This is a genomic window from Vibrio sp. 10N.286.48.F5, from assembly GCF_041469785.1.
GTDB lineage: Bacteria > Pseudomonadota > Gammaproteobacteria > Enterobacterales > Vibrionaceae > Vibrio > Vibrio crassostreae_C.
In genome coordinates, this window is sequence record NZ_JBFRLG010000034.1 from 1,353 (window position 1) to 14,644 (window position 13,292).

A 13,292-nucleotide genomic window follows, 5' to 3' on the forward strand; every position below is an offset into this window, starting at 1 on the left:
TCGTCAGCTTTCTGAGCGTATGCGCTACCAAGAAATCGACTTCGTGATCGATTACGCTCGCTTTGATGAGCAAGGTTTCTCAAGCACTGAAATCTTCCAAGATGAGTTGGTTGTTGTCGCTTCTGCTTTTCACCCACGCATTAACGGTGAAGTAACAGCGGCAGAGCTGCTTAACGAAAAGCACGCGAAATTGTCTCGCATTCACGGTCAACGTAGCTTCTCTGAGCAAGCTTACCGTGACCTAGACTGCATGCCTTTCTACGAAGGCACGAGCCTAAGCAACGTTCTTTACGTTGTAGGTCAGTCTGAACTAGTAACGATTGCTCCTCGTTGGATGGTAGAACATGCAGCAAACAAAGAGCAGCTTCAGATTCTAGATTTCCCATTTGATAATGCGGCAATTTCAGGCTTCCTAAGCTGGCACGAATCAAGTGAAAAGGACAAAGGACACATTTGGTTACGAGATCAGTTAATGATGATCTGTGGCGAAGTAGTGGCACTTAACTAGACACTAATCCCTATGTTTTATAAGCCCTAAGCTAGGAGTCTGGCTTGGGGCTTTTTTGTACCTGCTATTTTTGTTGATAGAAAACTTAGCGTGAGACGTACTATTACTTATAACTTTGAGCTTCATCAGTTGCCTTTTCCATGATCAGAGGTACACTTGTGCGCTCAAAAAAGCTTACAGGTGTAAGCCAAGGGTAAAGAGATGGCCAATTTAGATTTTCATATCGTAAAAAGACTTCGTGACCAAATTGCCCAAGGCGGCAACCGTACAGCTTTGAAGCACAAAGTAGATAATGTATGGCAAGGTATTAGCTGGCAGCAGTTTGGACAACAAATCGATACGCTTTCATTAGCACTGTTGGCTCAAGGACTGAGAGTTCAGGATAAGATCGGTATCTATTCGAACAATATGCCTCAATGGACCGTGGCAGATTTTGCATCGTTACAAGCACGCCTTGTGACTGTGCCGATTTATCCAACGAATACAGCAGCACAGTCTTCTTACATCATCCAAAATGCAGATGTGAAGATCTTATTCGTTGGTGAGCAAGTTCAATTCGATGCGGCGGTTAGCCTGTTTGAAGAGTGCGAGCAGCTAGAAGTTGTTGTGGCTATGTCTGATGACATCGACCTGCAAGGACACAGCTTTGCCGTATCTTGGAATGACTTCATGGCGCGTGGCGTTGAAGCACAACAAGCTGAACTTGACGTGCGTCTTGCTGATGCAAGCATGGACGACCTGCTGACTCTTATCTATACCTCTGGTACCACAGGTCAGCCAAAAGGCGTAATGCTTGATTACACCAACATTGGCTACCAGTTAGAAGGCCACGATGAGCGCCTTAGCCTGAGCAAAGACGATGTCTCATTGTGTTTCCTACCGTTATCACACGTATTTGAGCGTGCTTGGACGTTCTACGTTCTTTATAAAGGCGCAACCAACTGCTACCTGCAAGATACGATGCAAGTGCGTGATGCGCTAAGTGATGTGAAACCTACTGTAATGTGTGCGGTTCCACGCTTCTACGAGAAGATCTTCTCTGCGATTCACGAGAAGGTATCTAAAGCACCATTTATTCGTAAAGTGCTATTTACTTGGGCGGTGAACATGGGAGCAAAGCTTTCAGTTTGTCACCAAGAAGGTCGTACTCCATCGTTGATGCTGAAGAAGAGCCATGCGCTAGCTGATAAGCTTGTGCTATCTAAACTGCGCGCTCTACTCGGCGGTAACATCAACTTCATGCCATGTGGTGGCGCGAAGCTTGATGAGACGATTGGTCGTTTCTTCCATGCTATCGGCATCAACGTAAAACTTGGCTACGGCATGACAGAAACCACGGCAACAGTATCTTGTTGGGATGATCGCTGTTTTAACCCTGATTCGATTGGTATGTCGATGCCGGGCGCAGAAGTAAAAATTGGTGCTAAGGACGAGATTCTTGTTCGCGGTCCAATGGTGATGCGTGGCTACTACAAGATGCCAGAAGAGACAGCTAAGACATTCGATGAGCACGGTTTCTTGAAAACCGGTGATGCGGGTCATTTTGATGAAAATGGTAACCTGTTCATTACTGATCGTATCAAAGAGCTGATGAAAACTTCTGGTGGTAAGTATATTGCCCCGCAAGTGGTTGAAGGTGCGATTGGTAAAGATCACTTTATCGAACAGATTGCTGTTATCGCTGATACACGCAAATTCGTTTCTGCGCTGATTGTTCCTTGTTATGACTCGCTAGAAGAGTACGCCAAAGAGCTTAATATCAAGTATCACGATCGCGTTGAACTGGTTAAGCACCACCAAATCGTCGAGATGCTAGAAAAGCGTGTGAATGACCTACAGCAAGAACTGGCTAAGTTTGAGCAAGTGAAGAAATTCAAACTGCTACCAAAAGCATTTTCTATGGATGATGGTGAACTGACACCAACTCAAAAATTGCGTCGTAAAGTTATCAACGATAAGTATCAAGACGAAATCGAAGAAATGTACAACGAAAAGCCTAAAGATAAGTAGTTTTCTGCTTAGATAAATTTTCAGTTGTTTAAAAATCCCCCTACGAATGTGATTGCATTTTTAGGGGGATTTTTTGTATCTAATGACACAGCACAATGTGCGAAAGCGCACACCAGCAAGCTCGCGGTTTATCGATAAATAGCGATCTATTAAAATATTAAGTGCTTTTTTTTGTTCGCTAACTAGTGTTTAAACCTAGCGTGGAGGGCTGAGTTGGGTTTTATTTAATGCTTTGAGCTAATAGTTGGTTTTTTGGCATAGTTGCCGAATAACAGGTGTTAGACCAGATGATAATAAAGCGTTAAAGTTGTTTCGTATTACTGTTTGTTGTTATCACGACAGACAGCCATAGCCGAAAAAGTGGAAGTATTTCGAATTAGGCTACGAATAAGCCCTAGACTATGAAAAACCAGCCCAACATGTTCACCAAATATGATTGGAAACTGGTGAGGAGAGCAATATGACAACAAAACCTGAAACAGCCATGTCATCCGGCGCTGAAATGTTATCCGGCGCTGAGATGGTGGTGCAGTCTCTAATTGAAGAGGGTGTAGAACAAATCTTTGGTTACCCAGGTGGTTCTGTACTTGATATCTACGATGCGTTGCATGCTAAAACTGCTGAAATTAAACACGTATTAGTGCGACACGAACAAGCCGCTACCCACATGGCAGATGGCTATACTCGTTCTACCGGTAAACCGGGTGTAGTACTTGTGTGTTCTGGTCCAGGTGCGACCAATACCGTTACTGGTATTGCAACCGCCTACATGGACTCAATCCCAATGATTGTTATTTCTGGTAACGTACCAAATAACCTCATTGGTAATGACGCCTTCCAAGAGTGTGACATCGTGGGTGTATCACGCCCGATCGTTAAACACAGCTTCTTAGTTAAGAAAGCGGAAGATATCCCTGAAGTCGTTAAAAAAGCATTCTATATTTCAACGACAGGGCGTCCCGGTCCTGTGGTTATTGATCTGCCGAAAGATATCTTAAACCCACAAATCAAGCTTCCTTATGAATACCCAGAAACGCTCAAAATGCGTTCGTATAACCCAACGGTTACGGGTCATAAAGGTCAGATCAAAAAGGCGCTAAAAGCCCTTCTTGAAGCGAAGAAGCCGGTACTTTATGTCGGTGGTGGTGCGGTTATTTCTGAGGCAGATAAGCCGCTGTTAAAATTAGCAGAGGCACTGAATTTACCTGTGGTAAGCACCCTAATGGGGCTTGGCGCTTTCCCTGGCACCCATAAGAACTCTTTGGGTATGTTAGGCATGCATGGTTTATATGAAGCCAATATGGCGATGCACAATGCGGATTTGATCTTTGGTATTGGCGTACGTTTCGATGATCGAACGACTAATAACCTAGATAAGTACTGCCCTGATGCGAAGATCATGCACATTGATATCGACCCATCTTCGATCTCTAAGAACGTAAAAGTGGATCTACCGATTGTAGGTTCTGCTGAAAAGGTTCTAGAGAGCATGGTGAACTTGCTCGTTGAGCAAGGCGGCACTAACGATGCAGAAGCGATTGAAAGCTGGTGGAGTGAAATCAAGCAGTGGCAAGAGCGTGACTGCCTAGCTTACGAGAAATCGTCTGAGCGCATCAAACCTCAACAAGTAATTGAAACACTGCATAAAGTAACCAATGGCGATGCCTATGTTGCTTCTGACGTAGGTCAACACCAAATGTTTGCTGCTTTATACTACCCGTTTAACAAGCCACGTCGTTGGATTAACTCTGGTGGTCTAGGCACGATGGGCTTTGGTCTGCCTGCTGGTATGGGCGTTAAGTTTGCAAAACCAGACGAAGAAGTGGTTGTAGTAACCGGTGACGGCAGTATTCAAATGAATATCCAAGAGCTGTCGACTGCGCTGCAATACAATATTCCCGTTAAGATTATTAACCTTAACAACCGTTTCCTAGGCATGGTAAAACAGTGGCAAGACATTGTTTATCAAGGTCGTTACTCTAACTCATATATGGACTCTGTTCCTGATTTTGCTGCTATTGCTGAGGCTTATGGCCACGTTGGTATGCGTATTTCATCTCCGGATGAACTGGAATCAGGTTTGGAAAAAGCACTAGCGATGAAAGACCGTTTGGTATTTGTCGATATTAGTGTGGATGACACTGAGCACGTATACCCAATGCAAATCAAAGGCGAGGGTATGGATAACATGTGGCTAAGCAAAACGGAGAGAACATAATATGAGACACATTATTTCACTACTAATGGAAAACCAACCTGGTGCGCTTTCTCGTGTAGTTGGCTTGTTTTCTCAGCGTGGCTACAACATCGAGTCTTTGAACGTATCGCCAACCGATGATCCGACGCTGTCTCGTCTTAATGTAACCACTAACTCGAGCGAAATGCAGCTTGAGCAGATCCAGAAACAGCTGCATAAGCTAATCGACGTACTAAAAGTGCAAGAAGTGTCTGAACTTGAACACATTGAACGTGAGCTGTTGATGGTAAAAGTACGTGCGAGCGGCTTTGCTCGTGCGGAAGTGAAGCGCACAGCGGATATCTTCCGTGGTCAGATCGTTGATGTTACGGCTTCTCAATATACGGTTCAAATGGCGGGTACTAGCGAGAAACTGGATGCCTTCATTCAGGCGCTGTCTGAAGTGACGGAAGTGCTTGAAGTAGCTCGAAGTGGTGTTGTTGGCATCGCACGAGGCGAACGTGCGTTGAAAGCCTAGACGATAAGTCTTTAAAAAATAACTTTAAAGCCGCTTTTTTAAGCGGCTTTTATTTTGTTAATTTTTTAGAGTGCTATAATCCCGCGCTGCACTTCCATTCATCTGAGTTAGCAATGCGAAATAAAAAATCAATAATTACATTGCTGATTATCTCTATCATATTGTCTTCTGCAGTATGTCTGTATTATTTGCAGCGCTACAAAGAAGTAAAACAGCAGAGCTTTGACTACTCAGCTAAGCAAGCCGTTCATCAGTTAGTGTATGCCAAGCGAGATTATGATCTTCTCAAGACTCAGTTAGTCTCGGTCATGGAGCTACTCAGTCATAGCCAGAGCTTGGTTAACTTTGCTTCCTCTCCCTCAGACCAAACCAAACATCTACTTGAAGAGGTCTGGCAATCTGTTCTCGTGAACCAGAAGTGGTATACACAAATCCATCTGTTAGATGTCACTGGCAAAGAATTGGTGCGTGTTAACTACTCCTCTGATACCGGTAGAGTGACGTTTCCTCAACAGCTGCAAGATAGGTCGGATTCTAACTACTTCCAATACGCTCAAAAACTAGAAGCCGAACAGATTGGCGGTTGGGGTATTGAGCTTGAAACTGAGCATGGTGAAGTCACCTTCCCTTATTCGCCGGTAATCCGTGTCTTTACCCCAGTAGAAACCCCTGACGAAAGAGTAGGCTACCTCGTCATCAATCTTGATGTATGGGGCTTATCGTCGCGTCTGAGCTTTTCACCAGATAACGATCTTAGAGCAGAAGTTCTCAATGACGCGGGTTACTTCATCGCGAGTAACAACAGCGGTAAGTTGTTCGGAGACTCTATTCCTGAAAGAAAAGGCTATAACCTGAAAAATATCGCGCCGAAGACGTGGGATGCGATCTCCAATGATCAGGTGGGATACGTTTTTGAAGATGGTAATTTGTTTGCCTTTAACACGGTTATGCTCGCGAACAGTCAAAAGGTCCATTTACTGATTCAACTTAATCAAAAGCAACTGATGGATCGGGCTGAGCGTGATCTAGATGATTTGGCCCATGAAGAGATCATTGTTCTGATTACGGTGCTGATATTCGCTTTCCCGTTTGCTTACCTGGTGACGCACTGCCGACGCCGAAGCCTAGAGAGTAAATTGGCACGCGCCGCATTGAATGGTATGTCGGCAGTGATGATCTCTGACAAGCAGCACCGCACAATGATGATCAACAACGAATTTGAGAACATGACTGGGTACTGCAAAAAACAGGTGATCGGTCAAAATGCATTGCAGTTGCTGCTTGAGAATACCGACCAAGTGCTCTCAAGCTCGGCTATTTGGAGTCATTTAGAGCAAGAAGAAGTATGGGAAGGGGAGGTTCAGTGTAAGAACAAGCTGCGTATTCCTTTTACTGCGATCATGCGAGTGCATGCGGTCAAAAACAATTCAGGCAAAGTCAGTTACTACATCACCTCGTTGGTTGATATTTCCGTAAGGAAGGAGCTTGAGGTGCGTTTGAGGATCTTAAGTGAACGTGACTCTTTGAGTAACCTCTGGAACAGACGAAAGTTCGAAGAGCAGTTGGCCTACTATTCTCGCTTGGTTGAGCGTTACCCGAACGAAACGACCACTTGCTTAGCCTTAGTCGACATCGATAACTTCAAGCGAATCAATGATGAACTTGGCCACGACGAAGGTGACCGTGTGATTGCTGGTGTTGCTAAGCTTCTGCAAGACAGTCTTCGTGGGACGGATTTTGTTGCACGTGTCGGAGGGGAAGAGTTTGCACTCTTGATGCCACACACCTCACTGCCAGAAGCAAAGCGCGTATTGGATCGCTTGCGAATTGAGATTGAGCTAGCTGCCGGAACTAAGATAACGGTGAGTGTTGGCTTTACGGATTTAACCAGTAACAGCACTCGCTCATACAAGTGTGCGGATGTTGCGCTTTACGAATCTAAATCGTCTGGCCGTAATACGGTCTCTATGTGTCCTAGCTACGATGATGTCGCTTAGGTTCGCTTCTATCTAGTCCTGTCTTCTATTTGCTTCACCTCTTCAAGTCGCGCCCCGACTCCTTTTTCCTTTCCCTCTTTTTATTAGGAATCTCACTTTTGAGCGACCTGTGTCACAAAATCTATACAGTTAGACTAAAGTCTAATGTTGGTGGAAATTTGAGCTAAAATTAACAGTAAGTAAACTACTTTGCTTCAGATTACATCGTGTTAAACGATGTAATAAATAGAGTGTTTACCAGATGTAAAAGGATGACACCGTTAACTTAATTCAGCTGGTTAGCTAGCCTTATCAATAACTTGAAAGGCAGCAGTAGAATTAGGTTAGCTGGAGCAAGAGTTTGGGGATCATACAGTCTGTTTAAAAGAGGCGTGGTATGTTTGTCGATTTTTTAGTGAGGTTAACCATAGGCACATTAGCCATTCTTGGCTTTCAATTGAGTGCTTTGTATTTTTTACCTATGGTTGTGCTACTCAATACTCATCACAAAGAGTTTTTTGGGTGGTAGTTCAGTCGTAATACTGGAAACAAAAAACGGAGCCATTGGGCTCCGTTTTTATTTGGTTAGAAGCTACTTTAGCGTTATGCCGCTTCGATAACTTCTTCAATTCGTTTCATTGAACCTAGCAGGTGTTGATCAAGCAGTTCAGTCGCTTGTTCTACATTCTTAGAGAGTACTAGTTTCATGATCATTTCGTGTTCATCAATATTGAACAGATCATCTGATGCGCTTTCTGCAGACATAGCGAGGAAGCGGTAACGTTTCACTTGGTTAATTAGGTCATCAAAGAACTTAAACATGTTCTCTGAATCTGCACCTTCAAGCAGTGCGACATGGAATTGCTGGTGGCGCTCTTCCCATTCTACACAGTCAAACTCTTCAGATACGCACTGTACTCGCGATAGTTTATGGTAAGACGTTAGTACATCCAGTTCCCAGCTCTCATCACCTGCTGCAATCGCTTTTTTAAGCAGAACCGATGATACAACACGAAGGCTTTCGTATAGGTCATTCAGTTCTTTCTTTGATACAGGAGATACCCAGCAGCCTTTTTGTGGCTCTAGCTTTACGTATTTGCTCCAAGATAACTGTACCAAGGCTTCGCGAATAGGGGATGCGCCAACGTTGTAGCGTGCTTTTAGATCAGCAACAACAAGCTTTTGGCCTGGGGTTAACTCACCATTAAGAATATCTTGGCGAATCATCTTTGATACTTTGTCAGTGAGCGTAGGACTAGACATTACAAACCTCATCTATATATGATTTCTAGTCTGCTAATCCGTCTCTTAGAAAGAGTCAGTTGGAGGTTAACAGTACGTAGTTCTATTGTGATTGATAATACAGCGTACTGAAAAGTTAGGCAAGATTTTGTTTCATAAAAAAAGAGGGCCGAAGCCCTCTTTTATATTTTATGCGAATCGGTTCATTCCTATAGAACGTGAACAGATGCCGTGTTTGTAGTACCAGAAGCTACTAGAGCACCAGAAACCATAACTACGATGTCGCCTTTGTTACCTAGGCCAGATTGTAGAGCGATTTCTTTACCGTTGATGTAGAACGCGTCTGTGTTCTCGATAGAGTCAACAAGAACTGGCTTAACACCTTTAGTAAGAACTAGCTGTGCAGCTGTCTTTTCGTTAGTTGTTAGAGCTAGGATGTTTGCAGTTGGGAAGTACTTACGTACTGAACGTGCAGATTTACCGCCTTCAGTTGCAACAACGATTAGAGGAGCAGCTAGCTTCTCTGCTGTGTCTACGGCGCCTTTACATACTGCTTCAGTGATACGTAGACGTGGGCTGTCTAGACGAGAACCTAGCTCAGCTTTAAGAGCTGAATCAGTACGGTTCGCGATTTGAGCCATGATAGTAACAGCTTCAACTGGGTACTTACCTTTAGCAGTTTCACCAGAAAGCATTACTGCATCAGTACCATCCATGATTGCGTTCGCAACGTCACCCGCTTCAGCACGAGTTGGACGTGGGTTGCTGATCATAGAGTCAAGCATTTGAGTTGCAGTGATAACCATCTTACGTGCACGGTTACACTTCTCGATCATCATCTTCTGAGCGAAGATTACTTCTTCAGCTGGGATTTCAACACCTAGGTCACCACGAGCAACCATGATGCCATCAGAAGCTTCAAGGATTGAATCGAAGTTATCTACACCTTCTTGGTTTTCAATCTTAGAAATGATGTGGATGTTCTCGCCGCCGTTAGCGTTTAGAAGCTCACGGATTTCTTTAACGTCTTCTTCTTTACGGATGAAAGAAGCAGCAACGAAATCTACGCCTTGCTCACAACCAAACTTAAGGTCAGCTTTGTCTTTCTCAGAAAGAGCAGGAAGTTGAACAGAAACGCCAGGAAGGTTAACACCTTTGTTTTCGCCTAGAGCACCGTTGTTAAGAACTTTACACTTAACTTCAGTTTCTGTTGTTGCGATAACTTCCATTTCGATTAGGCCGTCATCAACAAGGATAGTGTTACCTGCTGTTAGGTCTTTAGCGAAACCTAGGTAAGTTACTGCTACTACGTCTTTGTTACCAACAACTGTTGCGTCAGTTGTGAAAGTGAACTCTTGACCAGCTACTAGATCTACGTCGTTACCATCTTCAAGTTTGATAGTACGGATTTCTGGACCTTTAGTATCTAGAAGGATAGCAAGTTGCTCACCTTTGTTTTCCATTACTTTACGGAAGTTCGCGATACGAGTGCCGTGCTCTGCGAAATCACCGTGAGAGAAGTTAAGACGCATAACGTTCATGCCAGCATCTACTAGTTCAGTTAGCTTCTCTACAGATTCAGTTTTAGGGCCAATCGTACATACGATTTTGGTCTTTTTCATGGAAGGTACTCTCCGGTAAGTATTGTTACAATTTGAAATTTATTTAAGTTCTGAAGATTGGTCCGCTACATCAACATTTTGTGCCTGTTGTGTAAAAGCGCGGGACTTCCAATATGTCCTTCAGAGTTGTAAGTCTTTCATCAATTTTAGTCATTTTATGACTAAAAGATTTTGATTCAATATCGGTTTTCTGTGACTTACCCCACTATATAGGGGGTAAGTTGCAAAAAAATAACAGTCAGTTTTGTAATTTTTTTTCTTTTCGGGTGCGGATTCTACCACCTAATGAGTTCAATATCACTGCTTAACAATTGTCTTAGGACAAGGTTTTATCGCTATTTATTAATTTTTTGGATCAAAATAAATGGACTAAATAGTTTCGTTGTAACTATAATATGTTTCATATCGAAACTTAATGGCCTTTTTTAAATGTCGAAACGAAACACCCAGCTCAGAAGGCATGCAATTTCTAACCTAGTGAATGAAAAAGGGGAGGTTAGTGTTGATGAATTATCCGCTAAGTTCGAAACCTCAGAAGTCACTATTAGAAAGGACTTGGCGTCTTTAGAGAAAAACGGTCAGCTTTTACGCCGTTATGGTGGTGCGATTTCGTTACCGAAAGAGGTTGTCAACGAAGAGCTGGGTCAACAAGTTTCGACTCGAAAGATTTCATTGGCAAAAGCCGCTGCAGATTTAATTCGCGACCATAACCGCATCGTGATCGATAGTGGCAGTACGACCGGTGCTCTAATTCAGCAGCTTAATGCTAAGCGTGGCTTGGTTGTTATGACCAACTCATTGCACGTTGCTAATGCGCTTAATGAGCTTGAAAGCGAGCCGACGTTATTAATGACTGGCGGCACTTGGGATACCCATTCGGACTCTTTCCAAGGCAAAGTTGCAGAGTCGGTACTTCGTGCTTACGATTTTGACCAACTATTTATTGGGGCTGATGGTATCGACCTCGATAGAGGCACAACCACGTTTAACGAACTGGTTGGCCTGAGCAAAGTAATGGCTGAAGTGTCACGAGAAGTGATCGTGATGGTTGAGTCGGAAAAGGTGGGACGAAAGATCCCGAACTTAGAGCTGGCATGGGAACACATTGACATCTTAATTACCGATACAGACTTAGGCGAAGAATCCAAAGCAAGTATCGAATCACATGATGTTCGAGTGATCCTGACCGATCCAGCGTAAAAACAAATTTAAGTATTATGCATTTACCTTCCTATAATTGATCTTAATGAAGATTTGGCCTTTGCTTGCTGCCAATAGGAATAAAACAAAATTGATGGAGTGAAACTATGTGTGGAATTGTTGGTGCAGTAGCGCAGCGTGATGTAGCTGAAATTTTAGTAGAAGGCCTTCGTCGTCTAGAATACCGTGGCTACGATTCAGCTGGTGTCGCTGTAGTCGATACTGAATCTAACCTAACTCGTGTACGCCGCCTAGGTAAAGTACAAGAGCTAGCTGACGCAGTAGAAGAGCAACAAGTGATTGGTGGTACAGGTATCGCTCATACACGTTGGGCGACACACGGTGAGCCGTCTGAAGCGAACGCACACCCACACATGTCTGGTGATATTGCCGTTGTACACAATGGCATTATCGAAAACCACGAAGCACTGCGCGCTATGCTGCAAGAGCGTGGTTACGTATTTACTTCACAAACGGATACAGAAGTTATTGCTCACTTAGTTGAGTGGGAACTTCGCACTTCAGCTTCTTTGGTTGAAGCGCTACAGAAAACAGCAAAACAATTAGACGGTGCGTACGGCACGGTTGCGGTTGATCGTAAAGATCCTAGCCGTATCGTTGTAGCTCGTTCTGGTAGCCCGATCGTTATCGGTTTTGGTGTCGGCGAGAACTTCCTTGCTTCTGATCAACTGGCGCTACTGAGCGTAACTCGTCGCTTCATGTACCTAGAAGAAGGTGATGTTGCTGAGGTAACTCGTCGTGATGTTACGGTATTTGATGTAGCGGGTGAGCGTGTTGAGCGTGAAATCGTTGAGTCAAACGCTGAACACGACGCAGGTGACAAAGGTCAATACCGCCACTTCATGCAGAAAGAGATCTTCGAGCAGCCAACAGCGCTGATCAATACAATGGAAGGCCGTATCTCTGACACTTCGGTTATCACTAACGCGATCGGCGTTAAAGCTGAAGAGATCCTAAGCAAGGTTGAACACGTGCAGATCATCGCATGTGGTACGTCTTACAACTCAGGCATGGCAGCGCGTTACTGGTTTGAATCTCTAGCTGGCGTAAGCTGTGACGTAGAGATTGCTTCTGAATTCCGTTACCGTGATTTCGTTGTTCGTCCGAACAGCCTATTGGTGACTCTGTCTCAATCTGGTGAAACGGCGGATACGCTTGCTGCACTTCGTCTTGCAAAAGAGAAGGGTTATATGTCTGCAATGACTATCTGTAACGTTGCGGGTTCTTCACTGGTTCGTGAATCTGATTTTGCCTTCATGACTCGCGCAGGAACAGAGATCGGTGTTGCTTCTACTAAAGCTTTCACAACTCAACTAGCAGCGATGCTGATGATGGTAACGTCAATTGGTCGTCTACAAGGTCGTATCAATGAAGAAAAAGAAGCGGAAATCGTTCAAGCACTTCACCAACTGCCTGCTGATATCGAGAAAGCATTAGCGTTCGATAAAGAGATTGAAGCACTGGCACCTGATTTTGCTGATAAGCATCACACACTGTTCTTGGGTCGTGGTGAGTTCTACCCAATCGCGATGGAAGCGTCTCTTAAACTGAAAGAGATCTCTTACATCCACGCAGAAGCATACGCAGCTGGTGAGCTTAAGCACGGTCCTTTGGCTCTTATCGATGCAGATATGCCTGTAGTCGTTATTGCACCAAGCAACGACTTGCTAGAGAAGCTGAAATCGAACGTTGAAGAAGTGCGTGCTCGTGGCGGTCTACTTTACGTATTCGCTGATGAAGATGCGGGCTTTGAAAGCGATGAGAACATGAAGATCATCAAGATGCCTCACGTAAGTGAAGTAACAGCGCCTATCTACTACACAGTACCGATGCAGCTGCTGTCTTACCATGTCGCACTAATAAAAGGTACCGACGTTGACCAACCTCGTAACCTAGCGAAAGCGGTAACAGTTGAGTAATCGACAGCTTACCTAAGATATAGATAATAAGAAGCCCATCCTGTGATGGGCTTTTTTATGTCTGTTAGTTAACGATCAGT

Annotated in this window: 9 protein-coding genes; 7 read left to right on the forward strand and 2 right to left on the reverse strand. The window is 44.1% G+C overall.

Features of this window, described 5'->3' with window-relative positions; translation table 11 throughout:
• The 5 genes from AB4185_RS18085 to AB4185_RS18105 all read left to right on the forward strand — a co-directional run.
• Positions 1-508: LysR substrate-binding domain-containing protein (locus AB4185_RS18085; protein ID WP_372135728.1), on the forward strand; the 508-nt coding region annotated here is incomplete at its 5' end.
• A gap of 201 nt (positions 509-709) precedes the next feature.
• A complete protein-coding gene (locus tag AB4185_RS18090; protein WP_017066937.1) occupies positions 710-2,518 on the forward strand; it encodes a long-chain fatty acid--CoA ligase in 1,809 nt (602 codons plus the stop codon).
• A gap of 460 nt (positions 2,519-2,978) precedes the next feature.
• The gene (locus AB4185_RS18095) at positions 2,979-4,736 is read left to right on the forward strand and encodes an acetolactate synthase 3 large subunit (RefSeq protein WP_017062926.1); all 1,758 of its coding nucleotides are present in this window, start codon (positions 2,979-2,981) and stop codon (positions 4,734-4,736) included.
• Position 4,737: 1 nt separating this feature from the next.
• Positions 4,738-5,232, forward strand: coding sequence for an acetolactate synthase small subunit (gene ilvN, locus AB4185_RS18100; RefSeq protein ID WP_008219984.1), 495 nt, complete (start codon positions 4,738-4,740; stop codon positions 5,230-5,232).
• 113 nt (positions 5,233-5,345) lie between these two features.
• On the forward strand, positions 5,346-7,229 hold the full coding sequence (locus AB4185_RS18105) for a diguanylate cyclase (protein ID WP_372135729.1): 1,884 nt from the start codon (positions 5,346-5,348) through the stop codon (positions 7,227-7,229).
• A 582-nt stretch (positions 7,230-7,811) separates the two neighbouring features.
• Here AB4185_RS18105 and AB4185_RS18110 read toward each other — a convergent pair.
• Both AB4185_RS18110 and pykF read right to left on the reverse strand, forming a co-directional pair.
• On the reverse strand, positions 7,812-8,483 hold the full coding sequence (locus AB4185_RS18110; RefSeq protein ID WP_372135730.1) for a GntR family transcriptional regulator: 672 nt from the start codon (positions 8,481-8,483) through the stop codon (positions 7,812-7,814).
• Between the two features lie 176 nt (positions 8,484-8,659).
• Entirely contained in the window at positions 8,660-10,072 is a 1,413-nt protein-coding gene (pykF, locus tag AB4185_RS18115) for a pyruvate kinase PykF (protein ID WP_017061403.1), read from the reverse strand.
• 429 nt (positions 10,073-10,501) lie between these two features.
• Here pykF and AB4185_RS18120 point away from each other — a divergent pair, with 429 nt between their 5' ends.
• Positions 10,502-11,272, forward strand: a complete 771-nt coding sequence (locus AB4185_RS18120; RefSeq protein WP_017061404.1) for a DeoR/GlpR family DNA-binding transcription regulator — start codon at positions 10,502-10,504, stop codon at positions 11,270-11,272.
• Positions 11,273-11,379: 107 nt separating this feature from the next.
• The gene (gene glmS / locus AB4185_RS18125; protein ID WP_017061405.1) at positions 11,380-13,212 is read left to right on the forward strand and encodes a glutamine--fructose-6-phosphate transaminase (isomerizing); all 1,833 of its coding nucleotides are present in this window, start codon (positions 11,380-11,382) and stop codon (positions 13,210-13,212) included.
• Positions 13,213-13,292: the final 80 nt, after the last annotated feature.